Raw genomic sequence first — 26456 nt, 5'->3', positions numbered from 1 at the left:
CGGCGGCCACCGAAAGCCGAATCGGTATCGCCAGCCCGCCGGCGTCGATCAGGGTGCCGGCCATGTTCGCGCCCAGCAAGCCGAGCAACAGAACATAGAGGCCGACAAAGCGGTGACGAACCCGGGTTTCGTTATCGTCGGACATGGCGCCCCCTAACGGCCAAGCAAATAAAGGCTGCAGTACACCAGCACCCAGACGATATCCACGAACGCCCAGTACAGGCCGGCGATGCGCACCTGGCGCGCGACCCGCGCGCCCTCGCGCCAACGGTACGTCAGCACCAGCATGACCAGCAGTACCATCAGGCCGATGATCATATGCAGCGCGTGCAGGCCGGTGATCGCGAAATAGAAGTTATAGAACAACATGGCGTTGTGCGGGTCCGGCCCGGAAAACGCGAACGGCTGATCCAGAAAGGGGACCAGGCCGGCACGGTATTCCATGTAGTACTCGTAGCCCTTCAGGCCCAGGAAGGCTACGCCCAGGGCGATGGTGGCGCTCAGCCACCACAGGGTGAGCCGGCGCCGGTGTTGGTCCGCGGCCTGCTCGGCAAGCGCCACCGCCAGGCCGCTGGTCAGCAGGATCACGCTGTTGAAACCGGCCAGCAGCCAGTGCAGCTCGCGGGCCGCCGCCGAGAAGGTGTCGTAATACTGATGGTAGTACACGGCCAGTGCCAGGAAGGCACCGGAGAACAGCAGCGCCTCGGTGACCAGGAACAGCCACATGCCCAACAGGTCGGCGTCGAATTGCTGCTCCAGCGTCTCGAACTGGTGGGCAACGATCACCGTGGTTTGGTTATTGGGGCGTGTCATAGGCGTACGCCTCGCTGTCGACCCGTGGAACGGTGGCGAAATTCTCTTTCGGCGGCGGTGAAGCCACCGTCCATTCCAGACCCCGGGCGTCCCAGGGGTTGCCGCCGGCGCGGGCGCCGTAGCGCAACGACCAGAGCAGATACAGCAGCGGCAACAGATAGCCCACCGCCAGCATGCCGGCGCCGGCGGACGAAAACACATTCAACAACTGAAATTCTTCGGCGTAGGCGTGGTAGCGGCGCGGCATGCCGGCCCAGCCGAGAATGAACTGAGGGAAGAACGTCAGGTTGAAGCCGGCGAACACAATAATCGCCGACACCCGCGCCCACATTTCCGGGTACAGGCGCCCGGTGATCTTCGGCCACCAGAAATGCAGCCCCGCCATGTAGGCGGAGACCATGCCGCCCACCATGATGTAGTGGAAATGCGCCACCACGAAGTAGGTGTCGTGCATCTGGATGTCCAGGGCCAGCGTGGCCACGAACACCCCGGTGAGCCCGCCGATCAGAAACAGGCCGATAAAACTGAGCGCGAACAGCATCGGCGCGTCGAAACGGATATGGCCCTTATAGAGCGTGGCCAGCCAGTTGAAGATCTTCAGCGCCGAGGGCACCGACACCAGAAAGCTGAGCAGGGAGAACGCCACCCCGGCGTAGATCGACTGGCCGGAGACGAACATATGGTGCCCCCATACCAGAAAGCCGAACAACGCGATGGCGAGGATGGAAAACGCCATCACCTTGTAACCGAAAATCCGTTTATGGGCGAAGCAGGCGATGACCTCGCTGACCACGCCCATGGCCGGTAGCAGCATGATGTAGACCGCCGGATGGGAGTAGAACCAGAATAAATGCTCGAACAGGATCGGGTCACCCCCAAGCTCCGGATCAAAGATGCCGATGCCGAAGGCCCGTTCCACGCCCAACAACACCAGGGTGATCGACAGCACCGGCGTCGCCAGCACCATGATCAGGCTGGTGGCGTACTGCGCCCACACGAACAGCGGCAGGCGGAACCAGGTGAGCCCCGGCGCGCGCATCTTATGGGTGGTGACGATGAAGTTGATGCCGGTGAGGATCGACGAGAAGCCGACGATGAACACGCCGGTGGCGGCGGCCAGCACCGCGCCGTTGGAGAACATGGTGCTGTAGGGGGTGTAGAAGGTCCAGCCGGTGTCGATGCCGCCGGCGATCACCGCGGTGAGCGTGAAGGCGCCGCCGAGAATAAACACATACCAGCTCATCAGGTTGAGCCGCGGGAACGCCATGTCGCGGGCGCCCAGCATCAACGGCAGCAGGAAGTTGCCCATGGTGGCGGGAATCGAGGGAATCAGAAAAAACCACACCATGACGATGCCGTGCAGGGAAAACATCTGGTTGTAGGCGTCGCTGGAGAGCAGGTCCCCGGCCGGGGTGATCAGCTCCAGGCGCACCAGGGTGGCGGCGGCCCCGCCGAGAAAGAAAAACCCGGTGATGCTGATGAAATAGAGCCAGGCGACACGCTTGTGATCCAGCGTCAGCAGCCAGCTTTTCAGTCCGTAACCGGCGTTCAGATAGTTCATGGCGCGTCAGGCTCCTCGGGCGTCAGGGATTGGATATAAGCGGTCAGCTTGAGCAGATCTTCCTCGCTGATCTGATCCTTGAAGGACGGCATGATCGGCGCGTATCCGGCCACCACATGCTTGCTGGGAAAGACGATCGAATCGCGCAGGTACTGGGCGTCGGCGGTGACCGTGCCGCCGCTTTCCAGCGGCACCGGCTTGCCGTACAGGCCGGCCAGATCCGGCGCCCGCACCGAGGACGCCTCGCCGTGGCAGCCGCTGCAGCCGTACTGGCGGAACAGCCGCTCGCCGTCCTGTTGCGGCGTGCCCGGCCGGTCGCGCCGCGCCAGCCAGTCCTGGAATTCCGAGGGCGGCATCACCACCACTTCGCCGACCATGCCGGAATGGGACAGGCCGCAATATTCCGCGCAATAGAGGTCGAAGCGCCCGACCTTGGTGGGGGTGAACTGCAAGCGGGTATAGGTTTGCGGCAGCACGTCCTGCTTGATGCGGAAGGCCGGCACGAAAAAGCTGTGGATCACGTCCTGGGAAGTCATGCGCAGCCGCACGGTCTGGCCCACGGCCACGTGCAGAGTGTTGATCTCGCGGATGCCCTCCGGGTGCTGGAACTTCCACATCCACTGTTTGCCGATCACGTTCACCCGGCGCGCTTCGCCGTCCTCCGGCGTGGGCGGATCGAGAATCTCCACGTAGAGCAGCGCGCCCCAGGCAAAGAAAAACAGGAACGCGGCCAGCACCGGAATCGACCAGCCGATTTCCAGCCAGCGGTTGTGGTACAGCAGCGGCGACCCGCGGCGGCTGGCCGGCGAGCCGCGCCGATAACGGATGCCGAACACCAGCAGCACCGTAAACACCAGCGCCACCACCAGCCCGCAGGCCACCACCATGGCCCAGAACAGGGTGTCCACCTGGCCGGACACGCTGGACGCGGATTCCGGGAACAGCAGCAGCTGCCATCTATCGTCGGCGTCGGCCATGGCTCAATGCCTCCCTTGCCGGTCATTCCCGCGGCGGCGCCGGAGCAGCCGGCCCACCACCAGCGCCAGCACCAGGGCGGTGATCAGGCAGGCCAGATTCAGCAGCCGCAGAATGTCCAGGGTGTAGGTGCCTTTCTCCGGATCGAAGTGAAAACAGCGCAGCGCGATCCGGTCGGTGATCGAGCCCAGCCGGCCTTCGCCGGCGCGGGTCAGCGCCAGTTCCACATCCCGCCCGGAAAACGTCAGGCCCAGCAGATACGAAGAGAGGCGCCCGTCGCCGTCGAGTACCGCCAGGGCGGCCGGGTGGGCGAACTGCTCGCTGTCCGCGTCGTACTGGTAGCGGTAGCCGATCCGCCGCGCCAGGGTGTCGATGGCCCGGGCGTCGCCGGTCAGCACCCGCCAGTCGTCGGCGTCGCTGTCGCCCTGATGGCTGTCGCGCAAAGTGGCCAGCGCGCGGTCGGCGGCGTCGGCGCCTTCCCGCGGGTCGATGCTCACGGTGATCACCCGGAAGTCCTCGCCGGGCTGGAACTTCACCTCCGAGAGCCGGCTGCCCAGGCGCCGCAGGGACAGATCGCAGAGGTTCGGGCAGTCGTACCAGGCCAGCTGCAGCAGGGCGGGTTTGCCGTCGATCAGGTTGCCCAGGGTCACGCTGTCGCCGTGGCGATCCGTGAAGCGCAGATCCAGGGGCACCCGCTCGCCGATGCGCTGCTCCACGCCGACCCGGTCCAGGGTTTGCGACGGCGTCGGCGGCTGGGCGGTGACCAGCAGCGGCAGGCCGAGCACGCCGGCGGCCAGTATCAGGCGGCTCATGGGCGCGCCCCCCCGTCGCCGTGGCGGCGCGCGTAGAGAGCCATGGCCCGCTCAATCGGGATGTGCACCACCCCGGCCTCCTGGTCCACCCAGCCGTATCGGTGCAGCCCCCGTTCGCTGATTTCGCGCATGCGTTGCAGGTCGGGGCCGGGCTCGGCCTGCAGGTGTGGGGTGCCGGGTTGGTCCAGCGGCAGTTCGAAGAAGCCGGTGGCGCGCGGCCCGGCGTCGCCGCGCAGCGCGAACGCCCAGCCGATCAGGCCCAGCACCACCGCCAGCAGGCACGACACCAGAACCGCCGCCACCAGCGGCAGGCGCGGTGACACGTCGCGCTGTTCGTAACCGGGGTCGCGCCGTGGTGCGGTCATGGGGTGCCCTCCGCGCGCCGCGAACGGTAACGCCGGATCAGCAGCAGGCCCGGGGCGGCGAGGGTGAGCAACGCCACCGGTGAGCGCCAGCCGAGCGGCCAGTGGTGCGGGTAGTACGCAGGCAGCACCAGCCAGGCGAATTCCAGCGCATGCCCCAGCAGCACCAGCGCCGCCAGGACCGCCAGCGGCCGGGCGCGCCGCTTCGAGCCGGCGGGCAGCAGGGCGGCGAACGGCAGCGCCCCGCACAGTGTCATCATCGCCAGCGCCAGCCACTGCCAGCCGCCCTGGCCACGGTGGGCGTACCAGCGGATTTCGTGGGGCAGATCGCCGCTCCAGATGATCAGGTACTGGCTGAAGGCCACGAACACCCAGAACAGGATCGCCGCCAGCCACAGATGCGCCAGATCCCGCCGCGCGCCCTCCAGCGCCGGCCGCCGCTCCGCGTCCGGGTAGACGCCGGGCAGCAGGAACGGCAGCGCCAGCGCCATGGACAACGCCGAGCCCATGAAAATCAGGCCCAGAATGTCCGAGTACCAGGCCGGCTCCAGGCCCATGATCCAGTCGAACGCGAAAAAGGTGGTGGTGAGCGCCCACAGCACCAGCCCGCCGGCGCTGGCCGGCGTGGAGCGGCGGTCGCCGCGCCACACCGAGAGCCGCGCGGCCAGGGTCAGCCAGATCACCGCGTACAGGGCGAAGCGGGCATGGAAAAACGGCAGGTTCAGATAGAACGTCTTGTGCCGCACCACCTCGGGCAGGCCGCTCAGGTCGCCGGTCCAGGGGAGCAGTACCCGCGCGCCCAGCAGCAGGGGCACGAACGCCACCAGCATCAGCGGCAGGGTCGCCACCACCGCCTTCAGCGGCGCGCGCACCGGCTCGCCCCACTGGCCGCCGGTGAGATTGTGGGTCATCAGTACCGCCATGGCGCCCAGCGGCAGGGCGATACCGGTGAGGGCGGCCACCAGCCAGGCCCGCAGGAAGGCGGCGCCGTCCAGCAGCGCCCCCAGGCCGGTGAGCAACAGCCCGGCGACGGCGACGAACACCAGCGCCCGGGTCATGGCGGGTCCTCCCCGGTGTCGGGCAGCGGCCGGTGGTCCCGGGGCACGTCCTCCAGGCGCGCGTTGCGGCTCAACTGCAGGCTGCGAATGTAGGCGATGATCGCCCAGCGCTGGTCCTCGGGCACCCGGCTGGCGTAGGCGTACATGGCGCCGTGGCCGTCGCGGATCACCTGGTAGAAATGCCGGTCCCCGGCTCGGCGCAGGCGTGGCCGGTGCAGGCTGGGCGGCGCCGGGAAGCCGCGCTGCACGATCACCCCCTGGCCGCGCCCGTTGCGGCCGTGGCAGGGCGCGCAGAACACATCGAACTGTTCCCGCCCGTGGGCCAGTGTTTCAGCGTTGATCGGCAGCGGGTTTTCCGTGGCCGCCGGCCGCTGGTCCCGCGCCACCGTGCCTTCGGGCACCGGCCGGGCGGCCAGGTCGTCGTTGAAGGCGGCGCCGGTTTCATAGGTTTCCAGGCGCGGCTGGTCGGCCATGTCGGGCTGCTCGCAGCCGCACAGCAGCGCCGGCACCAGCAACCACCAGGACCAGTACTTCATGCCGGCACCTCCTGGATCGACACCGCACCGTTTTGCAGCAGGTGCTCGCGCAGCCGCTCCGCGTCGAACAGCGGGTCCGACGCTTCCAGGCACAGGAAATAGCCGTCCCGCGATGCCGCGTCGAACTCCGCCACGTTGAACAGCGGGTGGTAGGGGCGGGGGAAGCCGTTCAGCCACAGCATCGACAGCATGGCGCCCAGGGTGGCGCCGACCATGGTCATGGCGAAGGTGACGATGCTGTAGGCGGGCCAGCTGAGTACCGGCCTGCCGCCCACGTTGAACGGATAATCCAGCGAGCCGTACACCTGCAGCGCCAGGGCGCCGGCGCCGGCCACCACCGCGCACACCAGGGCGGTGACCGGCACGCGCCGCTCGCTCAGGCCCAGCGCCTGGTCGAGGCCTTCCACCGGGTGCGGGCTGTAGGCGTCCAGGCGGGTCAGTCCGCGCCGGCGCAAATCACGGCTGGCGGCGAGCAGGCGGTCGGCGTCGGGGAAGCGGGCCAGCAGCCCGTGCAGGCGCTCATCCATGGTCGGCCTCCCGCTGTTGGCGGCGGTGCAGCATCTCCCGCATGTCGTGCATGGAGATCGCCGGCATCAGCTTGATGAACAGCAACAGCAACACCACGAACACGCCGATCGAGCCGGCGTAGGTGAGCCAGTCCCAGGCGCTGGGCGTTACCGTATCCCAGGCGCTGGGCATGTAGTCCTTGTGGGTGCTGGTGATGACGATCTGAAAGCGTTCCAGCCACATGCCGATCTCGGCGATCACCGCCAGGCACAGCAGCCCCGGCACGCTCTCGCGCAGGCGCCGGAACCACAGGCCCTGGGCCAGCACCACGTTGCACAGGATCATGCCCCAGTAGAAAGGCGCGTAGGGCCCGGTCCAGCGGTCGTAATAGACGCTGCGGTAAAAGTCCTCGCCGGTGTAGAAGGCGGTGAACACTTCCTGCAGGTAGGCGTAGTCCACCACCAGCACGAAGCACAGCATCATGATGCCGAGCCGGTTCAGATGCGCCCGGGTGATCAGATCGCGGAAGCCGAACAGGGCGCGCAGCACGATGGCGATGATCGCCACCGTGGCGAAGCCGGAATAGAGCGCGCCGGCCACGAAGTAGGGCGGAAAGATGGTGAAATGAAACCCGGGCACGATGCTGACCGCCAGGTCCAGTGAAATGGTGCCGGTGACCGACACCACGATGGGCACCGCGATCACCGCCAGCACCCGGTGGGCCTGCTGGTAGCGGTGCCAGTGCCGCGCCGAGTTGCGCCAGCCCAGCGCCAGCACGCCGTAGAACAGCTGCACCGCGCGGTGACGGGCGCGGTCGCGCAGGCTGGCCAGGTCCGGCAGCAGGCTCAGGAACAGAAAGCTGGCGGTGAACAGCAGATAGCTGGCGATGGCGAAGAAGTCCCACACCAGCGGGCTGCGCCACTGCGGCCAGAGATCCATCAGGTTGGGGTAGGGCAGCAGAAAATAGGCGAACTGGGGACGCCCCAGGTGCAGCAGCGGGTAACTGCCGGCCAGCACGATGGCGAACATCGCCATGGCCTCCGCCGAGCGACTGATGGAGGCGCGCCAGTCCTGGCGGGTCAGCCACAATACCGCCGAGATCAGCGTGCCGGCGTGGGCGATGCCGATCCACCAGATGGTATTGATGATGGGAAAACCCCAGGCCACCGGAATGTTCAGGCCGAAGGCACCGACCCCCACGCTGAGCACGTAGACCACGCCGACCAGGAACAGCAGGGACAACAGCGTCGCCAGGCCCAGCGCCAGCCACCAGGCCCTGGGCGGCCGGGTGCCGAGCACCGTGGCGCTCACCCGGTCGGTGAGCGCGCCGGCGCTGAGGCCGGGCGGGGCCAGCTCGTCGCGGCGCCGGTTCATGCCGGCGCCTCCCGCGCCTCGAGCGCCTGGATCGCCGGATTGGGGTTGCGCACGCCGGCCAGATAGGTGGTGCGCGGCCGGGTGTTCAGCTCTTCCAGCATGGCGTAGTTGAGCGGGCTTGCCTTGGCCCGGCTGACGGCGCTGTGGCGGTCGTTGAGATCGCCGAATTCAATCGCCTCGGACGGACACACCTGCTGACAGGCGGTGCGCAACTCGCCGTCTTCCAGGGGGCGGTCTTCGTTGCGGGCGTCGGTTTCGGCCTGATTGATGCGCTGCACGCAGTAGGTGCATTTTTCCATCACGCCGCGGCTGCGCACGGTGACATCCGGGTTGTGGGCGGCGGCCGGCGTGGCCAGCTCGGCGGTGGCTTCGGTGTAGTGGTACCAGTTGAAGCGGCGCACCTTGTACGGGCAGTTCTGCGAACAATAGCGGGTGCCCACGCAGCGGTTGTAGATCATTTCGTTGAGGCCCTCGCTGCTGTGCTGGGTGGCCTCCACCGGGCAGACGTATTCGCAGGGGGCTTTTTCACAGTGCATGCAGGGCACCGGCTGGAAGTGCATGCTGGGATCGTCCAGCGGCCCGGCGTAGTAACGGTCCACGCGGATCCAGTGCATTTCACGGCCGCGCCGCACCTCCTCCGGCCCGACAATGGGAATGTTGTTCTCCGCCTGGCAGGCGGTGATGCAGGCGTTGCAGCCGATGCAGCTGTTCAGGTCGATGCTCATGCCCCAGGCGTGGTCCGGGTAGTCCCACTCCGGGTACAGCGAGATCGGTTCTTCCACCCGGTCCGGTTGAGCGAAACCGGGCTCGTCCTGGAAATGCGCCAGGTCGGTTTCGCGCAGCAGATCGCGGCCGGCCATGTTGTGGTGTTGCTGGGTGCTGGCCAGGGCGGCGCGGTCGCCGAGCACCTCCAGAGTCACTCCGCCGGCGGCGAAGGCGCCGTGGTCGGGCATCAGCCGGTAGGCGTTGACTCCCACGCCGTTGCCGACGCGGCCGGCGTCGCGGCGGCCCTGGCCGAGGAACAGGGTGATCGCCCGGGCCGGCTGGCCGGGTTGGATCCACACCGGCGTGTCCAGGCTGCGGCCGGCCAGGGTGAGCCGCACACGCTGGCCCTCGCTCAGGCCTTCGCGTTCCGCCAGCGCCGGTGAGATCAGCGCGGCGCCGTCCCAGGTGAGCTGGGTCAGCGGGCGCGGCAACTCCTGCAGCCAGCCGTTGTTGGCGTAGTGGCCATCGTGCAGGGCCGGGTCGGCGCGCCACTGCAGCAGCAGGCCGTCCCGGTCGGTGGGCGGCGGTGGCGGCGGCGTATTGCGCACCGTCGGCAGGGCGGCCGGCAGGGCGGTGCCGTCGATCCAGCCCTGCTGCAGGGCGCTGTGCCAGTGGCGTTCGAAGTCCGCCCCCGGCAGCGCCTGTCGCCAGTGCTCACGGACCAGCTCGCGCGGGTCGGCGCGGTAGCGGCCGGCGAAGGCGGCGAGCACTTGCTGGGCGGTGTAGCCGCCGAACAGCGGCACAATGGTGGGCTGCATCAGGCTGACGGTGCCGTCGAAGGCGCGCGCATCGTCCCAGCTTTCCAGCGGATGGGCGGCGGGCAGATGCCAGAGCGCGGCGCGCCCGGTTTCGTCGCGGTACTGGCCGCAGTGGACGCTGAACGGCACCCGCGCCAGACGCTCTTCGAACGCCAGCCCGGCGGGGGCGTTATAGACCGGATTGACGTTCAGCATCAGCAGCGCGTCGACCCGGCCCTCGCCCATGGCGCGGCTCAGGTCGGCCAGGTCGCCGTCGGCGGCGGGCGCCACCGGGGCGCTGTATTCCACGCTGGTGCCGGCGGCGCCGAGATGGTGGTTGATGGCGTGCGCCAGCGCGTGCAACGCCGCCGGTTGGGTATCGCCGGGAATCACCACCGCCTCCGCGCCGGCGCGGCGCAGATCGTCGGCCAGGGCGTCCAGCCAGGCGGGGTCGACCGGGCTGTTTTCAGCCTGATCCGCCATGCCGGGCACCCCCAGGCGCGCCGCCAGGGCGGCGGCCAGCGCGGGCACCTCGGCGGCGGCCAGCGGCAGCCGGTGGTCGCTGCTGGCGCCGGTGATCGAGGGCGTGCTTTCCACGCTATAGAGACGGTTCAGCAGCGCGTCTTCGCGGTCCGGCCGGCGCCGGCCCATGGCGTGGCGTGCGTGCACCAGCTTGGCGGGGCCGCTGCCGAGCATATCCGCGTCCAGGTCCAGGATCACCCGGGCCCGGTCAAGCCGGTAGCGGGCCTCCCGGGGCTCGCCGAACAGCTGCCGGGTGCCCTGGTGGGCGGCGCCGTTGGCGAGCGGCTCGTGGCGGTACCAGCGCGTGGACGGATAGAGGCGTTTCAGCCGTTCTATCAGCGCGTGCTGGCTGGGCGACGTGAGCGGGCCGGTAAGCAGGCACAGCCGGCGTTCGCCGGCGGCCCAGTGGCGGCGTTGCGCCTGCAGCTGCTCGAGGAAGGCGGCGTCGCTGCCGGCGGTGCCTTGGTAGCGTATCGTCTGCGAGCGGTCCGGGTCGTAGAGGCCGAGAATTTCCGCCTGGGCGATGCTGTCGGTGGCGCCCAGGCTGGCGGGGTGCTCCGGGTTGCCTTCCACCTTCACCGGCCGGCCCTGGAACGTCTTCACCAGCACGCCGCGGGCATAGCCGTCCAAGGGCAGGGTGGAGGCGTACCAGCGGGCACGCCCGGGCAGCAGGTCCTCCGGGCGCCGTGTGTAAGGGGCGATCCTTTCCTCCGGCTGGGGCTTGCAGCCGGTCAGGCCGCCCAGGGCCAGGGACGCGGCCATCAGGCCCAGCAGCCCGCGCCGCGACACCCGGCCTTCCCAGAGCGGCGCCAGCCTGGGAAATTCTTCTTCCAGCAGCCGCTGGAAGTCATCGCTGTCGGCCAGCTCTTCGAGGCTGCGCCAGTAGTGGCGGCCGGAGCGGCCGGCCAGTTTACGGCGCAGGGCGGCCATGTCGGTGCCGTGTTCGCGGGCGATTATTGATGACATAGGCTGCAGTCCGTCAAACGCTCGGTGGAGGGCGTGTGGTAACGCGCCATCAGACGCTCACCCAGTTGCTGGCGGTCGACGCCTCGCCGGGCTTCCCAGCCCATCTCGAAGACCGCGTCGGGCGGCCGCAGACGGGGCGCGGGATTGCGGTGGCAGTCGAGGCAGAACTGCATGAACAGGGTTTTTTTCTGCGTGGTCAGCGGCATTCGGTCGACCCGGCCGTGGCAGGCTTCGCAGGGCACCCCGTTATTGACGTGGGCGCTGTGATCGAAGCGCACGTAGTCGGGCAGGTCATGGACCCGCCGCCAGCGCAGGGGCTTGTCGTCACGCAGGCTGTCGCGAACCGGCGCGAGCATGTCGGCGTTGGTCCAGAGCTGCGAATGGCAGGTCATGCAGATTTCGCTCTCCGGTACCCCCGCGAACGAGGATTGCTGCACGGAGGTATGGCAGTAACGGCAATCCAGACCCAGCTCGCCGACATGATGCTTGTGGCTGAACGGCACCGGCTGAGCCGGCGTTCGGTCAACGCCGCTGTAGTAGGGCGACTGGAAGTAATAGGCGCCCAGCGCCACCATCACCACCACCAGCGCGAACGCCAGAATCAGCGCCATCCAGGCCAGGGCATTGGCCCTGGGCCTGAAAATACGCGGCACGGGTCAGGCCCGGGTCCAGCAACGCAGGTTCCGGCACAGGGTCAGGAAGCGGGCGGCGTCGCCGGCCTTGTCCAGCGGCACCAGCCCTTCCGCGCCGGCGTCGTCCGGGCCCGACAGGCCGAGCAGTGCCACCGCTTCCTCGGTGAAGCCGATGAACTTCTTGTGCGCCAGCGCGTCGCTGACGAAGTCACGGGCCGGGGGCATCGCCGCCAGTTCGCGGGCGCCCTTTTCCGAGAGCACCAGCGCCACCGCGTCGAACACCACCGAGGGGCCGCCGTCGATTTTTTCGTCGGCTTCCAGCCAGCTGCCGTCGCTGAGTTTCACGCCGCCCACGGAGGCCGCCACATAGGCCACCTTGGCGCCTTCTTTCTTGGCCGCTTTCTCCAGCGCGGTGAGCAGGGCGGCGTCGGCGCCGTCGCTGACCAGTGCGCCGATCTTGCGGCCGGAGAAGGTTTCCGGCTGGTTAAGCAGAATGCTCAGTGCCGGCGACGCCTTCAGGTCCTGGCGGGTGGGCCGCGCGGCGTCGGCGGCGCGCGGCAGCGGACTCAGCCGCAGACCCTTGGCCACGCCCTTGGCCAGGTCTTCGTCGATGTTGCGCAGGTGCGACACCATGCGCGCGCGAATCGCCACGGTGTCCACCTTGCTCAGTTCGAACACCAGGGCGTCGGTGATGTGGTCCTGTTCCACCTCTGTCTGGCTGATAAAGAACTGACGGGCCTGGCTGTAATGGTCGGAAAAGCTTTCCGGGCGCAGGCGCTGCTTGGTGCCCGCTTCCTCGGCCGGGTAGCTGTGGAAACCGCGCTGCGGGTTTTCGCGCGGGCCGCCTTCGGCACCGCCCCAGGAATTGGGCTCGTAGTTGGCGCGGCCTTTGGGGTTCTCCATCGCCATGTGCCCGTCCTGCTGCAGGGTGTGATAGGGGCACTTGGGCGCGTTGATCGGAATATGGGTGAAGTTGGGGCCGCCGAGACGCTTGAGCTGGGTATCCAGGTAGGAAAAGTTGCGGCCTTGCAGCAGCGGATCATTGGTGAAATCAATGCCCGGCACGATGTTCTGCGTACAGAAGGCCACCTGCTCGGTTTCGGCGAAGAAGTTGTCCACGTTGCGGTTCAATACCAGGCGGCCCACCGGGGTCACCGGCACTTCTTCCTCGGGAATGATCTTGGTGGGGTCGAGCACGTCGAAATCGAATTTTTCAGCGAACTTTTCGTCGAAAATCTGCAGGCCCAGTTCCCACTCCGGGTAGTCGCCGGATTCGATCGCGCCCCACATGTCCCGGCGATGGAAATCCGGATCGGCGCCGTTGATTTTCAGAGCTTCGTTCCAGACCACCGACTGCATGCCCTGTTTGGGCTTCCAGTGGAATTTCACGAAGGTGGACTCGCCCTTGGCGTTGACCATGCGGAAGCTGTGCACGCCGAACCCTTCCATGAAACGCAGGGAACGCGGGATGGTGCGGTCGGACATAATCCACATGACCATGTGCATGCTTTCCGGGGTCAGCGAGATGAAGTCCCAGAAATTGTCGTGGGCGGTCTGCGCCTGGGGAAAGCCGCGGTCCGGTTCCTGCTTGGCGGCGTGGATCAGGTCCGGGAACTTCATCGCGTCCTGGATAAAGAACACCGGAATGTTGTTGCCGACGATGTCCCAGTTGCCCTCCTCGGTGTACAGCTTTACGGCGAAGCCGCGCACGTCGCGCGCCAGATCCCCGGAGCCCTTATTGCCGGCCACCGTGGAAAAACGCACGAACGCCGGCGTGCGCTGGCCCTTTTTTTGGAACAATCCGGCGCGGGTCAGTTTGTTCAGCGGCGCGTAGTTCTCGAAGTAGCCGTGCGCCGCGAACCCGCGCGCGTGCACGACGCGCTCGGGAATGCGCTCATGATCGAAGTGGAACAGTTTCTCGCGAAAGTGGAAGTCTTCCAGGGCGGCGGGGCCGCGCTCGCCGACGGTGAGGGTGTTCTGGTCGTCGGCCACCGGCACGCCCTGCTTGGTGGTCAGGGTGGGCACTTCGCCCCCGGCGGTCTGGTGGGTTTCTCCGCCATTTCCTTTAACGGTTTTCCGGTCGCTCTTGGCTGCCTTCTTGGCCATGTTGCCTCCTGGGTGGTGTTCAATCCTTTGCTGGCTTCAAGCCTAGGCCCGGGAGTGAAAACTTCACAAGACGCTCACGGCGGCGGCACCCGGTAAAACAGCGGTGTCCGCCGGTCTCTTCATTCCAGGAAACTTGTGAAAGTGAAGGTTCGATACTTTTATGAAATAAGAAAGGCGCTTATGAGGGGAATAACTAAGAAGTTCGTGGCGCTATTGAGGCCTTGGAGCTGGCACTTAAAGATGACCCGACCAGGAACGTAAAAAACAGGGAAAAACCGTAAAACCTGTGCGCTTTCAGAACCAGGGTGACGGTTTCGCTTTAAATGCGTGTCCACGGATGACTAGGATGTGACAGTGTGATCAACCATCGACGACACAAGGAAGGCATGACTATGCGCAATCGACACCTGTTACTCGCTCTGTTCGCCGGCGCCGTTGCCGGCACCACCCAGGCGGCCACCACCATCACCCTGCACGAAGCCACCGACGAAGGCCCCGGTGACAGTGTCGGCACGGTCACCGTCACCGAGAGCGAATACGGCCTGGTGTTCACGCCGGATCTGAAGGATCTGGACGAGGGCATCCATGGGTTCCACGTTCATCAGAACCCCACCTGCCAGCCCGGCGAGAAGGACGGCGACACGGTGCCGGCCCTGGCCGCCGGCGGCCATTTCGACCCGGACAACAGCGGCCGCCACGGCACCCCCTGGGGCGACGGCCACCTGGGCGACCTGCCGGCGCTGTACGTGGACGATGAGGGCCGCGCCACCCTGCCGGTTCTCGCACCCCGGCTGGAGATGGACGACCTGAAAGGCCGCGCGGTGATGGTGCACGCCGGCGGCGACAACTACAGCGATCAGCCCAAACCTCTGGGCGGCGGCGGACCGCGTATGGCCTGCGGCGTGGTCGCCGACTAGTACGCTTTTCACCCTTTTTTCCTACCAGAACCGAAAACACCGGGCTCAGCCCGGTGTTTTTTTGTGCGTTAGGGCACGAATTACCTATGCGTTGAGTCACAAATAAGAATGATGTCGTACTGATATCATCCAACTACTCTAGTAATCGCCACTAAGCGTGACCTAGTATCCGCAGAGTACGAACTTAACACTAGGCGGGTCGGGCTATGCGTAATCTTATAATCTCATTCATTGTGGCTTCAGGGCTTCTCTCCGGCGTGGCGTTCGGCGCGGACGACACCATGACGCCGCGTATCATCGGTGGGGACCCGGTCCCCACGGCGCGCAGCTGGATGGCGGAAATCGAGATCGGCGGCGCCAGTTACGGGTACACCCGCTGCGGCGGCGCCCTGGTGGCGCCGCGCTGGGTGCTCACCGCCGCGCACTGCGTGGACGACTACGCCGCCAGCGACCTGTATGTCTCCCTCGGGCACCTGAATCGCCATGAGCAGGCCCCGGAACGGTTGGCGGTGCGCTCGGTGCGCGTGCACGAGCACTACCGCACCGGCGTGTACCACAACGACCTGGCCCTGCTTGAGCTGTCCTCGGCCTCCCGGCTGGAGCCCCTGGACCTGGCCAAGGCGGACGAGATGAAAGCGTTGCGCGCCGGTTCCTCGGACGAGGCCCTGGTGGCGCTGGGTTGGGGGCAGACCGAAACCAGCAGCATGTCCGACACCCTGCAGCAGGCCGGTCTGGATTACGTGTCGCCGCAGCAGTGCGGCACCTACTGGAACAGTCTCACCTCCGGACAGATCTGCGCCGCCGAGAGAAACCCGGTGAACGGTACCAACCAGGACACCTGCCGGGGCGACAGCGGCGGGCCGCTGATCTTCCAGCAGGACGGGCGCACCTGGCTGGTGGGCGTCACCAGCTACGGCACCGAGCGGTGCGCGTCCGGCGTGCCGGCGGTCTACACCCGGGTGAGCGCCTATCTGGGCTGGATCGAGAGCACCTCCTCCGGCGCCATGGTGGATTTGCACAGCGAATCCGAGGGCGAAAGCCTCTACACCGGCCCCGGGCGGGCGCTGTCCATGGACACCCGGGTCAGCAACCTGAGCCAGGTCAACGACGCCCGCCAGGTGGGCATCCGGGTCCACCACAAGGCCGGCCTGCGGGTCAGCGCCGACGATCTGCAGTGCACCGCCCGCGGCGGCTACACCGATTGCCTGGGCGCGGCGGAACTGTCCACCGGCGCGGTCAGCAACAGCCACCGCCTGTGGCTGACCCCCACCCACGGCGGCACCTTCACCGACCGGGTCACGGTGACCCCGATCAGCGACAGCCACGACTATTACAGCGCCGACACCGAGCAGTTCTCACCGGTGTTCAGCGATGTGCCGGATATGACGCTGGAAGCCACCGCCACCCGTAGCGGCGGCACCGTTTCGGTCCGCGCGGAGATCACCAACCAGGCGCAGCACCGCGACGCCTATAACGCCTGGGCGAGCTTCCAGGTGCCCGCCGGCTGGGATTACGACAGCCTGCCCGCGGGCTGCACCGACACCCAGCCGGTGCGTTGCGACCTGGGCGACCTGGCGCGCGGCGAAAGCCGCACCCTGAGCCTGACGCTGACCGGCGAGGGCAGCGGCCGGGTGTTCCTGGACGCGGGCGCCGCCAACGGTGATTTCCCGTCCGGCGATACCCGCGCCTTCGTGACGCCGGCGGCGGCCGGCCAGGAAAGCAGCCGTGGCGGCGACACCGGCGGGTCCGGTGGCGGCGGTGGCGGCGGCGGTGCCGGTGGCTGGGGCTGGCTGGCTCTGCTGGTGCTGGCGGGTCTGGCGCGCGGCGGGCGGCGGCCGGGGCTAGCCGTCCACCACGGATAAGTGACGTTTACGCTGCTCCGGCGCCAGGGCGCCGGCGTTGCCTTTCCAGGGCAGGGCGCCGAAGCCGGTGGGCACTTTGTCGAGCAGGTAGGGCGCCTTGATCACATCGAAGTAGGGCGAGTGATCGAAGTCGGCGGCGTGGAACACCCGGGGCTGCAGGCGCAGCAGCCGGGTCCCCGCGTCGCCGGGTTCCTTGACCAGCGGGTGCACCGGAAACTGGATAAAGGCGAAGGCCTCGCCCACGGCGGTGCCGGTGATGGCCCGCAACAGGTCGTTGGCCCAGCGGTTGAGCAGCCGCCGGCGGGCGTGGCGCGCCAGGGTGCGCCAGGGCAGCAACCACAGCAGCGCCAGCGTGCTCCAGGTGTGCTGGGTGCCGGTGCCCACGCGGCTGATGGCGAAGCGCAAGGCGTCCTGGCATTCCGCCTCGGACAGATTCTGCGCCCGGCAGACCCGCAGGTGCAGATCGTGGAGATTGCTCAGGTCGCGAACGCAGAGCCCGCGCTCCAGGCTGGCGTCCAGCACCAGCTGGGTGTCCGGCCGGCAGGGCAGGTAATCCGCCAGCAGCGAGCGCAGGGCCGGGTCCGCCACTTCATGGGGACGGCCGATGTACAGCAGCACCCGTGAAAAGCGGCTGCCGGTGAGCACCTTCAGACGGCGGTCCAAAGGGCTGTCGCCGTCCACCAGCAGCACATCGCAGGGGCGCAGCTGGGCGCGCTGGCTTTCCAGGTCGCCGAGCGGCCAGTCGGAGTGGTCCGGTTGCCGCTGGAGACGTTCACAGAGCCATTGGTAGAGTCGCTGGGAATTCATGGCGTGATCCTACAGTAGCGCCACCGCGCGATCCATGACCGAATAGTCAGTATAGAAGTGCGGCGAGAAGCGCACGCCGCCGCCCCGTTCCGCGCACACCACGCCGCCGGCCTGCAGCCGCGCCCGGGTGTCCGCGGGGGCCTCGTCGGCCAGCCGGAAGGTGACGATGCCGGCGCGCCGCTCCGTCTGCGGCGGACTGAGCACCTCGGCGCCGCGTTCGCGCAGGGCGCTGTCCAGATAGCTGATTCGCTCCGCCAGGGCCTGGGCCACGGTGTCCATGCCCAGTTCCTGAAACAGAGAGAGGGACGCGTCCAGGGCATGGGCGCCGAGCATATTCGGGCTGCCGCATTCGAAGCGGCGTGCGTCCTCGGCCACCCGCCAGCCGGTCTGGCTGTAGTCGCCGGCGTTGGCGATCATATGCCAGCCGAATTGCCGCAGCCGCAGGCGCTCGCGCACCGCCGGCCGGCAGTAGAACAGCGCCAGCCCCTCCGGGCCGAGCATCCATTTGTGGCCGTCGGCGACCACGAAGTCCGCGTACACCTTGCCGCTGTCGAAGCACACCGCGCCCAGGCTCTGGATCGCATCCACGCAGAACAGCACGCCGCTGTCCCGGCAGGCCCGGCCGATCGGCGCCAGGTTCAGGCGGATGCCGCTGCCGTACTGCACCGAGGAGAGCGATACCAGCCGGGTGCGTTCGCCGATCGCGTCGATCACCCGCTGCTCGGCGTCCGGGCCGCTCACGTCCACTTCCACCACCTCGACGCCCTGGTCGGCCAGGGCCTGCCAGGGAATCCGGTTGGACGGGAACTCCTGATCGCTGATCACCACCTGGTCGCCGGCCCGCCAATCGAGCCCCTGGGCGATCACCGACAGCCCTTCGGAGGTGTTCTTGAGCAGCGCCACGTCCGCCGGCTCGACGTTGATCAACCAACCGAGACGGTCGCGCAGACGTTGCTCCACGCGCGCCCATTGCGGGTAGTCCCGGGCGCCCACCTGGATATTCTGGTCGGCGAAGGCGACCACCGCGTCGCGGGTACGGCGGGGCCAGGGGGCCACGGCGGCGTGGTTGAGATACAGCACGTCGTGGTGCAACGGAAATTCCGCTTTCAGGTCGACCATTGCCAGCGCTCCTCCAGAAATCTCACTTGATTGTAACCGCCCTGGAGGTAACGTGCAGAGGACGTGGTTATGTTAATCTAGCCCGGCTAGATCGGGGAAATCCGCCGTGGTCCGCGGCAGACGAGGAGATGTAGATGGGTGACTTGGAAAAAGCCACGCGTAAGGCACAGGAATTCCGGCAGCGCGAGCAGGAAATTCTGGACGCCGCACTGATTCTGTTTCTGGAGCAGGGCGAAGACCGCGTCACGGTGGAGAACATCGCCGACCGGGTGGGCATTGGCAAGGGCACCATCTACAAGCACTTCGAGACCAAGAACCAGATCTACCTGCTGTTGATGCTTCGTTACGAGGAGGATCTGGCGTCGCTGTTCCAGGACATCTCCGAGTCCGACGACAAGGAAACCCTGGCGCGCGAATACTTCCGCTTCCGGATCAGCGATCCGGCCCGCTACCAGTTGTTCGACCGGCTGGAAAACAAAGTGATCAAGGATCACGCGGTGCCGGAGCTGGTGGACAAACTGCACCGCATCCGCGAAGCCAATTTCGAGAAGCTCAACCACATCGTCGAGGCCCGCATCCAGGAAGGTTCCCTGGAGCCGGTGCCCGCCATCTACCATATCTGCTCCGCCTGGGCTCTGGCGCACGGCGCCGTTGCGTTGATGCAGTCGCCGTTCTATCAGCGCCTGATCGAGGACAAGGACGACTTTCTCGATTTCCTGATCGAGATCGGCATCCGCATGGGCAACAAGGGCCAGCGCGGCAAATAAGGAACTTCGATGAGCAAAGCCGAGGAATTACTGGCGCTGTTGGAAAAAGCCGACCAGGACGAACAGGGGCTGCCCCCGGTACACAAATGGCAGCCGGAACGCCAGGACGATATCGATATGCGCATCGCCCGCGACGGCACCTGGTATTACCAGGAATCGCCGATTCAGCGCGAGCGCATGGTCAAGCTGTTCTCCACCATTCTGCTGCGCGAAGGCGACGATTATTTTCTGGTCACGCCGGTGGAAAAGCTGCGCATCAAGGTGGATGACGCCCCCTTTGTCGCCACCGACGTGGAGCGCGTCACCGACGGCGACCGCGAGAAGCTGGTGTTCACCACCAATGTGGGGACCCATGTGGTGGCGGGCGCGCGCCATCCATTACGGGTGGAGACCGACGCCGACAGCGGCGAGCCGGCGCCCTACGTGCATGTGCGCGACAACCTGGAAGCGCTCATCTCACGCAATATCTTCTACCAGCTGGTGGACTGGGCGCGCCGCGAAGAGCAGGGCGGCGGCGCCCGTCTGGTGGTGGATTCCGACGGCGAAACCTTCGAGCTCGGCGCGCTCTAGCCCGCGTCTTCCTGCCCGGGCTTGGGCAGGCCGGTGCCGCACTGCTTGCAGAAGCGGGCGTCCGGATCATGGTCATGGCGGTGGCAGTTGGGGCACTCGCGCTCGTAGCGCCGGGCCATGCTCGCCTTGGACATTTCCGCGGTGACGATGCCGGTGGGCACGGCGATGATGGCGTAACCGGTGATCATCGCCATGGACGCCACCGCCTGGCCCAGCGAGGTTTGCGGTGAAATATCGCCGTAGCCCACCGTGGTGATGGTGACGATGGCCCAGTAGATGCTGCGTGGAATGCTGGTGAAACCGTTGGCCGGCCCCTCCACCAGATACATCAGGCTGCCGAAGATGATGATCACGATCACCACCGAGAACATGAAGATGCCGATCTTGCGGCGGGTGCGCACCAGGGTGGCGCCGAGCTCGTTGGCCTCGGTCATCAGGTGGGCCAGCTTGAGCACCCGGAACACCCGCAATACGCGCAGCGCGCGGATGGTGAGCAGGTAGTTGGCGCCCGGCAGAAACAGGCTCAGGTAGGTGGGAATGATCGACAGCAGGTCCACCACCCCGAAAAAGCTGCGTGCGTAACGCAGCGGCCGGTCGCTGACCCACAGGCGGATCATGTACTCAAAGGTGAACAGCAGCGTAAAGAACCATTCCGCGCCGTACAGCCAGGTGCCGTATTGCTGATGGATGGATTGCACGCTGTCGAGCATCACCGCCGCGACGCTGGCGAGAATGGCGACGATCAGCAGCTGATCAAAATATTGCCCTGCCGGCGTATCGGTGCCGAAAATGATGTGGCGCCAGCGATCGCGCAGGGAAACGGAATCCGAACTCATGGAACCTCGGGCCGGGACATTGCGAGAACGCTATTCTGTCTTGTCCATCGTCCGTTGACCACTTAGTCTCTGTTTTATATACGAATAAAAAGCCGTCTGCTGTACCGCACCGCTTGAGGGGGGATCATGGCGCGCGTCAAAGCGTTGTTCATTTCGTTGTACCCATTCGCCTCGTTGTTTATCTGTGCCCATGCCCTGTGGCTGGGCTGGCAGGACCGGCATTGGCTGTGGGCCGGCCCGTTGCTGGTCAACGTGCCGATTCTGGTGTTGCTGGGCTGGCTGGTCAGCCTGGGGCCGGCGCGCACCAGCCCGCATTTGCCGCTGGCCACCCTGTGCGCCTGGCTGGGCGCGGCGGTGACCCTGCTGGGCACCTTGTCGCTCGGCGATCCCCGCTGGCTGGCCTGGTTGTACACCGGCCTGGGCCTGCTCGGCCTTTGCGCCTACCTGTTCTGGTACAGCCCCCTGCAGCGCGACGCCGCCGACGGCCCGCGGCCCGGCCAGTTGCTGCCACCGCTGGCGTTCCGGGATCTGGAGGGGCGGCCGGTGTCCACCACCTCGCTGCACGGGGCGCCGGCGGTAATGCTGTTTTTCCGTGGCAACTGGTGCCCGGTGTGCATGGCCCAGGTGCGCGAGCTGGCCCGGCGTCGCCCGCAACTGGAACGGCGCGGTGCCCGCATTATCCTGGTCAGCGCTCAGCCCGGCGCCCGGACCGGGCGGCTTGCCGCCCGCCTGGGCGTGCCGATGGAGTGGTGGGTGGACCCGCAGCTGGACGCCGCCCGGCAACTGCGCATCCTCGACCCGGGTGGCACGCCCCTGGGTCTGGAGCTGTTCGGCTACCCCTCGGACACGGTGCTGCCCACGGTTTTGATCACCGACGCCCGGGGCGAGATCTGCTACGTGGACCTGGCCGACAATTACCGGGTGCGCCCGGAACCCGCCACCTTCCTTCGCGTGCTGGACACCATGGTGCCGGCCCCGCGCTAGACGCGGTGCTGGCACGGCCGTACCCTCGGGCGCCTCTCCGGTAAACAAAGGTTTCCGGGAATCGCGCCGGATAACCGTTCGATTACCACCGCTACGCTTTATTACATACCCGCAACGGCGTGAATATGCATCGCTTTGCACACCCCTTCCATAGTCGCAAAGTCAGTCTCCATTTCGGGGGCCTAGCGACTAAGAAGTAAAAAGGGAGGGGTAAACCTTGGATACCAACATCAAACATCTCATCGGTGGTGGCGTGCTCGCGCTGCTGCTGACCGCCTGCGGCGGCGGAAGCAGCGGGGGCGGTGACGTCTCCGGCAATTCGCCGACGCCCTCAACCCGTGACCTGCCGGAAGAAATGGCGGCGGTCGTGGACGAGTCCAACGCCTTTACCGAAGAATTCTGCCCGGAGACCTCGGAAGGGGCCGCCGGCACGCCGCTTGATCCGGTTCTTTGCGTCGAAGAAAGCGAAGAATCCGAAGGCGGCGCGCCGGATCCCACCGACGTGGTCGCTCAGTTCTGTCCCACCGCGGCGTCCTCGTTCGATCTGGAAGGCGCCTTCGACCCGGCGGCCTTCACCGAAGGGTTCGACGATCCGGCCGGCTTCCTGACCGACGGCCCGCTGTCGTTCCCGATCGCCTGTCTGCAGGAATCGGCCACCAACCTGGACGGCCTGCAGGAGCTGATCGGCGGCAGCAACCCGATCACCGAGCAGCTGTGCCCGGTGGCGGCCACCGAGCCGTCCTTTGACCCGGCCACCTGTTTCGCGGAAGTGACCGGCGGCGCCAATGGCGGCCTGCCCGGCCTGCCCGGCGGCGGTGAAGGCGGCGGCAGCGTACCCGGTGCCGACCAGTTCTTGAACCAGTTCTGCCCGGAAAGCGCCGGTGCCGGCGTCGGCCCGGAGACCCCGCTGAACTGTCTCAACGAAGCCAGCCGTGTCTACATCACCATTGTCGACATGATCACCAACCCGAACCCGCTCACCGACGCCGTTTGTCCGCTGGAAGCCGGCACCGGGCGCGTGGACCCGGTGGTGTGTTTCGAGGAAGCCGTGAGCGGTGGCGGCATGCCCGGCCTGCCCGGTCTGGGTGATCTGCCCGGTCTGCCCGGCGGCGGTGACGGTGGCGACGGCGGCACGCCGGACGTTCCCGGTCTGGATCAGCTGACCGACGCGCTGTCCGGCATCTGCCCGGAGACCCTGGAAGCCGAAGTCGGCCCGACCACCCCGATCGACTGTCTGGCGGAAGCCGGCGGCAGCTTCGGCGGTTTCGAAGACCTGCTCGGCGGCCTCGGTGGCAGCAACCCGCTCACCGAAGCCCTGTGCCCGACCGCCGCCACGGCGGAAAGCTTTGACCCGGCGGCCTGCTTCACCGAAGCGGCCGGTCAGCTGCCCTCCGCACCGGGTGGTGGCTCCCCGCAGATTCCCGGCGCCGGCATGGCTCTGGAGCAAATCTGTCCGGTGGCCGCGGGCGAGGAAATCGGCCCCACCACGCCGTTCGACTGCCTGCTGGAACTGGGCGGCGGCTTCGGCGACCTGGAAGGTCTGCTCGGCGGTCTCGCCGACGGTGGTCTGGAAGGCGGCAACCCGCTGACCGACGCCCTGTGCCCGGTGACGTCCGAGGAAGGTCTGGATCCGGCGGCCTGCTTCATGGAAGCCCTGGAAGGTCTGCCCGGCGGCGTGCCGCTGCCCGGCGGTGACGGCGGCACCCCGGAACTTCCCGGCGGTGAGCAGCTGCTGGGCCAGCTGTGCCCGGAAGCCGGTGCCGGTGAAATCGGCCCGACCACCCCGATCGAGTGTCTGACCGAAGCCGGCCAGAACCTGGGCAACATCCAGGACATGCTCGGCGGCCTGGGCGGCAGCAACCCGCTCACCGAAGCCGTATGCCCGACCGCGTCCGCGGCCGAGCAGCTGGACCCGGCGGCGTGCCTGAGCGAAGCCCTGGGCGGCGGTCTGCCCGGCCTGCCCGGTGGCGGCGACGGCGGCGGCGTACCGGAAATTCCCGGTGTGAGCGATGGCCTGGCGCAGCTGTGCCCGGAAGCCGGTGCCGGCGAAATCGGCCCGACTACCCCGCTGGAGTGCCTCACCGAAGCCGGCCAGAACCTGGGCGGTCTCACCGACCTGCTGGGTGGCCTGGGCGGCAGCAACCCGCTCACCGACGCGCTGTGCCCGGCGGCCTCCGGCGCCGAGCAGCTTGATCCGGCGGCCTGCTTCACCGAAGCCCTGGGCAACCTGCCCGGCGCCCCCGGTGGCGACGGCGGCACCGGCGGCATCCCGGAAATCCCGGGTTTGAGCGACGGCCTGGCGCAGATCTGCCCGCTGGCACTGGAAGACGAAGTGGGTCCGACCACGCCGCTGGACTGCCTGATGGAAGCCGGCGGTAGCCTGAGCCAGCTCCAGGACCTGCTCGGCGGTCTGGCGCCGTAACGGCAACCACGGTTTGATCGGTGTCCCGCCGTTCGCGGCGGGGGCCGGTCCCCGAAAACAAAAAAGCCCCGGCCATTCGGCCGGGGCTTTTTTTGTGGCAGCTTGCCTTGCAAGCGAAAGGCTGGCTACTGATTCCGGCGGGGCAGGGTGTCGCGCACCTTGTCGGCGAGATCGCGGATGCTCTGCTCGGTGGTGTCCCAGGCGATGCAGCCGTCGGTCACCGACACGCCGTATTCCAGATCGTCCAGATTGGCCGGCAGCTTCTGGTTGCCGCCCTTGAGGTGGGATTCCACCATCAGGCCGACAATCGACTTGTTGCCTTCCAGAATCTGGTTGCCGATATTTTCCATCACCAGCGGCTGCAGGTTCGGGTCCTTGTTGGAGTTGGCGTGGGAGCAATCCACCATGATGTTGGTGGACACGCCGGCTTTCTCCAGAGCGCTCTCCGCCAGGGCCACGGACACCGAATCGTAGTTGGGTTTGCCGCCGCCGCCGCGCAGCACCACATGGGCGTAGGGGTTGCCCTTGGTGGTGGTCAGCGCCACCCGGCCGTCCGGGTCGATGCCCAGGAAACGGTGCGGGTGCTTGACGCTGAGCATGGCGTTGACCGCCACGTCCAGGCTGCCGTCGGTGCCGTTCTTGAAGCCCACCGGGCCGGACAGGCCGGAGGACATCTCCCGGTGAGTCTGGGATTCGGTGGTGCGTGCGCCGATCGCCGACCAGGAGATCAGATCCTGCATGTACTGCGGGGTGGTCGGGTCGAGCGCCTCGGTGGCCGCCGGCAGGCCCAGCTCGGCCACGTCCAGCAGCAGCTTGCGGGCAATGTGCAGGCCGTCCTGCACTTTGAAGGAGTCGTTCATGTAAGGGTCGTTGATCAGACCCTTCCAGCCCACCGTGGTGCGCGGCTTTTCGAAGTACACGCGCAGTACCAGAAACAGGGCGTCGTCCACCTCGGCGGCCAGCTTCTTGAGCCGCTCGGCGTATTCCATGGCCGCTTTCGGGTCATGGATGGAGCAGGGGCCGATCACCACGAACAGGCGCGGATCCTTGCGGTCGAGGATGTCGCGGATCTGCTGGCGACCCTGGAATACGGTTTCCGCCGCCGCTTCGCTGAGCGGCAGCTTTTCCTTCAGGGCCCGGGGGGTGATCAGCACCTCCTGGGATTCGATGTTGAGATCGTCTAATTGCTTCTGGCTCATGAGTCTGGCTATGCCTGTTATTTCGGTGTCGACGGATTTTGGCAGTCTAGCCGAATCCGTTGCAGGAATCAGCCTATTGCCGGGATAGAGTGGCGCTGGTATCGCTGAGCAGTTCGCGGACATAGGCGGGCACCAGCTCGGTGGCGCGCCCGTGACGGTGTTCGTGGAACGCGGTGAGCTGCTCCGAGGGCTCCAGGTTGAGTTCGGTGGTGTGCGCGCCGCTGGCCCGCGCTTCCGCCACGAAGCCGGCGGCCGGGTAGACGTTGCCGCTGGTGCCGATGCTGATAAAGCGCTCGCAGCCGGCCAGGGTGGCGTAGATGCGCTCCATCTCCAGGGGCATTTCACCGAACCACACCACATGGGGGCGCAGGCAGCCGGCGGCGCCGCACACGGTGCAGCTCAGGGCCGGGTCCAGATCGCGGTCGGCGGGCACCAGTGTCTCGGTGCTCTGGCAGCGCGCCTTGAGCAGCTCGCCGTGCATGTGGATGACGTTCCGGCTGCCGGCGCGCTCGTGCAGGTCGTCCACGTTCTGGGTCACCACCAGCACCTGGCCGGGCAGCGCCTGCTCCAGCTCGGCCAGGGCCCGGTGGGCGGCATTGGGCTGGATCGCCGGGTCGCGCAACTGTTCACGGCGCCGGTTGTAAAAACTCTGCACGCCATGCGGATCGCGCTGGAAGGCTTCCGGGGTGGCCACGTCCTCGATGCGGTGGTTTTCCCACAGGCCGCCGGCGTCGCGAAACGTATTGATACCGGATTCCGCCGAGATTCCGGCGCCGGTAAGTATTACAATCCTTTCCTGCATGGCTGCTGCCTCCGCCTGTCTTCTTCGTTACCGTGGAGTGTTATGGATACCATCATCTCAAGGCAGGAAACACTTTCCCTGCCGGCCCGGGGACCTGTCAATTTGCTGCATTTCCACCAGGGCATGGTGCTGCTGATCGGCGCCGACGCGGTGGGTCTGTACCGTGACCGGCGCGCCGTGGAAGACCCGCTCGCCAATGGTCTGGTCGGCTACGAGCCGATTCCCGAGGCGCTGCGCTGCGAGTTCGAAGAGCCGGACGGCTATGTGGTCGAGCAGGTGTCCGGTTTTATCGGCCTGCGTTCCGGCGCCGCCATGTTCATACGCCCGGATGGTGTGGCGCTGTACGCTAGCAGCCTGGATGCGCTGCACAACCGTGATTGCCAGTGGGTAATCCCGTTTCCACCCCTTAATTCCTAGGAACCGCCGGTTCCTTCACTGGAGAGAT

24 protein-coding genes are annotated in these 26456 nt (G+C 66.9%); 7 read left to right on the top strand and 17 right to left on the bottom strand.

Annotated features, from left to right (window positions below):
• Positions 1-153: 153 nt before the first annotated feature.
• Genes ACEQZD_RS07370 through ACEQZD_RS07315 form a run of 12 tightly spaced genes read right to left on the bottom strand, consistent with a single transcriptional unit; the run spans position 154 to position 13726 of the window.
• Positions 154-813, bottom strand: coding sequence for a cytochrome c oxidase subunit 3 (locus ACEQZD_RS07370; RefSeq protein WP_194856421.1), 660 nt, complete (start codon positions 811-813; stop codon positions 154-156).
• Positions 797-2374: a cbb3-type cytochrome c oxidase subunit I gene (locus tag ACEQZD_RS07365; protein ID WP_370184742.1), complete on the bottom strand. Its 1578-nt coding sequence runs from the start codon at positions 2372-2374 to the stop codon at positions 797-799. Before ACEQZD_RS07365 ends, ACEQZD_RS07370 begins: the two co-directional genes overlap by 17 nt.
• Positions 2371-3351 (bottom strand): cytochrome c oxidase subunit II, encoded by a 981-nt coding sequence (gene coxB / locus ACEQZD_RS07360; RefSeq protein ID WP_370184741.1) that lies wholly within the window; start codon positions 3349-3351, stop codon positions 2371-2373. Before coxB ends, ACEQZD_RS07365 begins: the two co-directional genes overlap by 4 nt.
• A 3-nt stretch (positions 3352-3354) precedes the next feature.
• Entirely contained in the window at positions 3355-4161 is an 807-nt protein-coding gene (locus ACEQZD_RS07355) for an SCO family protein (RefSeq protein WP_370184740.1), read from the bottom strand.
• Positions 4158-4526 carry a hypothetical protein gene (locus ACEQZD_RS07350; protein WP_370184739.1) on the bottom strand — a complete coding sequence of 123 codons (369 nt, stop codon included), beginning with the start codon at positions 4524-4526 and terminating at the stop codon, positions 4158-4160. Before ACEQZD_RS07350 ends, ACEQZD_RS07355 begins: the two co-directional genes overlap by 4 nt.
• The gene (locus ACEQZD_RS07345) at positions 4523-5581 is read right to left on the bottom strand and encodes a hypothetical protein (RefSeq protein WP_370184738.1); all 1059 of its coding nucleotides are present in this window, start codon (positions 5579-5581) and stop codon (positions 4523-4525) included. Before ACEQZD_RS07345 ends, ACEQZD_RS07350 begins: the two co-directional genes overlap by 4 nt.
• Positions 5578-6117 (bottom strand): cytochrome c, encoded by a 540-nt coding sequence (locus tag ACEQZD_RS07340; RefSeq protein WP_370184737.1) that lies wholly within the window; start codon positions 6115-6117, stop codon positions 5578-5580. Before ACEQZD_RS07340 ends, ACEQZD_RS07345 begins: the two co-directional genes overlap by 4 nt.
• On the bottom strand, positions 6114-6644 hold the full coding sequence (locus ACEQZD_RS07335) for a DUF3341 domain-containing protein (RefSeq protein WP_370184736.1): 531 nt from the start codon (positions 6642-6644) through the stop codon (positions 6114-6116). Before ACEQZD_RS07335 ends, ACEQZD_RS07340 begins: the two co-directional genes overlap by 4 nt.
• The gene (nrfD, locus tag ACEQZD_RS07330; protein ID WP_370184735.1) at positions 6637-7998 is read right to left on the bottom strand and encodes an NrfD/PsrC family molybdoenzyme membrane anchor subunit; all 1362 of its coding nucleotides are present in this window, start codon (positions 7996-7998) and stop codon (positions 6637-6639) included. Before nrfD ends, ACEQZD_RS07335 begins: the two co-directional genes overlap by 8 nt.
• On the bottom strand, positions 7995-10988 hold the full coding sequence (locus tag ACEQZD_RS07325) for a TAT-variant-translocated molybdopterin oxidoreductase (protein ID WP_370184734.1): 2994 nt from the start codon (positions 10986-10988) through the stop codon (positions 7995-7997). The genes nrfD and ACEQZD_RS07325 overlap by 4 nt, the downstream gene beginning before the upstream one ends.
• On the bottom strand, positions 10976-11641 hold the full coding sequence (locus ACEQZD_RS07320; protein WP_185956917.1) for a cytochrome c3 family protein: 666 nt from the start codon (positions 11639-11641) through the stop codon (positions 10976-10978). Before ACEQZD_RS07320 ends, ACEQZD_RS07325 begins: the two co-directional genes overlap by 13 nt.
• Positions 11642-11644: 3 nt before the next feature.
• Positions 11645-13726 carry a catalase gene (locus ACEQZD_RS07315; protein WP_370184733.1) on the bottom strand — a complete coding sequence of 694 codons (2082 nt, stop codon included), beginning with the start codon at positions 13724-13726 and terminating at the stop codon, positions 11645-11647.
• Between the two features lie 392 nt (positions 13727-14118).
• Here ACEQZD_RS07315 and sodC point away from each other — a divergent pair, with 392 nt between their 5' ends.
• Both sodC and ACEQZD_RS07305 read left to right on the top strand, forming a co-directional pair.
• A complete protein-coding gene (gene sodC / locus ACEQZD_RS07310; RefSeq protein ID WP_142948862.1) occupies positions 14119-14643 on the top strand; it encodes a superoxide dismutase family protein in 525 nt (174 codons plus the stop codon).
• Positions 14644-14924: 281 nt separating this feature from the next.
• Positions 14925-16505, top strand: coding sequence for a trypsin-like serine protease (locus tag ACEQZD_RS07305; RefSeq protein ID WP_372530068.1), 1581 nt, complete (start codon positions 14925-14927; stop codon positions 16503-16505).
• On the opposite strand, the gene ACEQZD_RS07300 is transcribed toward ACEQZD_RS07305, so the two are convergent.
• The gene (locus ACEQZD_RS07300) at positions 16485-17312 is read right to left on the bottom strand and encodes a hypothetical protein (protein WP_194856433.1); all 828 of its coding nucleotides are present in this window, start codon (positions 17310-17312) and stop codon (positions 16485-16487) included. The genes ACEQZD_RS07305 and ACEQZD_RS07300 overlap by 21 nt on opposite strands.
• A 9-nt stretch (positions 17313-17321) precedes the next feature.
• Positions 17322-18431, bottom strand: a complete 1110-nt coding sequence (locus ACEQZD_RS07295; RefSeq protein ID WP_370184731.1) for an aminotransferase class V-fold PLP-dependent enzyme — start codon at positions 18429-18431, stop codon at positions 17322-17324.
• A 134-nt stretch (positions 18432-18565) separates the two neighbouring features.
• Here ACEQZD_RS07295 and ACEQZD_RS07290 point away from each other — a divergent pair, with 134 nt between their 5' ends.
• Both ACEQZD_RS07290 and ACEQZD_RS07285 read left to right on the top strand, forming a co-directional pair.
• A complete protein-coding gene (locus ACEQZD_RS07290) occupies positions 18566-19198 on the top strand; it encodes a TetR/AcrR family transcriptional regulator (RefSeq protein WP_194856435.1) in 633 nt (210 codons plus the stop codon).
• 9 nt (positions 19199-19207) lie between these two features.
• Positions 19208-19768, top strand: a complete 561-nt coding sequence (locus ACEQZD_RS07285; RefSeq protein WP_142948857.1) for a DUF1285 domain-containing protein — start codon at positions 19208-19210, stop codon at positions 19766-19768.
• Here ACEQZD_RS07285 and ACEQZD_RS07280 read toward each other — a convergent pair.
• Entirely contained in the window at positions 19765-20604 is an 840-nt protein-coding gene (locus ACEQZD_RS07280) for an ion transporter (protein ID WP_194856436.1), read from the bottom strand. The genes ACEQZD_RS07285 and ACEQZD_RS07280 overlap by 4 nt on opposite strands.
• A gap of 126 nt (positions 20605-20730) precedes the next feature.
• Here ACEQZD_RS07280 and ACEQZD_RS07275 point away from each other — a divergent pair, with 126 nt between their 5' ends.
• The gene (locus ACEQZD_RS07275) at positions 20731-21588 is read left to right on the top strand and encodes a peroxiredoxin (RefSeq protein ID WP_142948855.1); all 858 of its coding nucleotides are present in this window, start codon (positions 20731-20733) and stop codon (positions 21586-21588) included.
• Positions 21589-21805: 217 nt separating this feature from the next.
• Positions 21806-24010: a hypothetical protein gene (locus tag ACEQZD_RS07270; protein WP_370184730.1), complete on the top strand. Its 2205-nt coding sequence runs from the start codon at positions 21806-21808 to the stop codon at positions 24008-24010.
• A gap of 125 nt (positions 24011-24135) precedes the next feature.
• Here the strand turns inward: ACEQZD_RS07270 and ACEQZD_RS07265 are convergent, their stop codons facing one another.
• Both ACEQZD_RS07265 and cobB read right to left on the bottom strand, forming a co-directional pair.
• Positions 24136-25209: a 3-deoxy-7-phosphoheptulonate synthase gene (locus ACEQZD_RS07265; protein WP_142948853.1), complete on the bottom strand. Its 1074-nt coding sequence runs from the start codon at positions 25207-25209 to the stop codon at positions 24136-24138.
• A 73-nt stretch (positions 25210-25282) separates the two neighbouring features.
• The gene (gene cobB / locus ACEQZD_RS07260) at positions 25283-26011 is read right to left on the bottom strand and encodes a Sir2 family NAD+-dependent deacetylase (RefSeq protein ID WP_335628948.1); all 729 of its coding nucleotides are present in this window, start codon (positions 26009-26011) and stop codon (positions 25283-25285) included.
• Positions 26012-26053: 42 nt separating this feature from the next.
• On the opposite strand from cobB, the gene ACEQZD_RS07255 reads away from it, so the two are divergent.
• Entirely contained in the window at positions 26054-26428 is a 375-nt protein-coding gene (locus ACEQZD_RS07255; RefSeq protein ID WP_067606655.1) for a hypothetical protein, read from the top strand.
• The last annotated feature ends 28 nt before the right edge of the window (positions 26429-26456 follow it).

It is taken from the genome of Alloalcanivorax sp. (genome assembly GCF_964221125.1).
GTDB classification, from domain to species: domain Bacteria; phylum Pseudomonadota; class Gammaproteobacteria; order Pseudomonadales; family Alcanivoracaceae; genus Alloalcanivorax; species Alloalcanivorax venustensis.
This window is presented reverse-complemented; position numbering and strand designations above follow the sequence as displayed.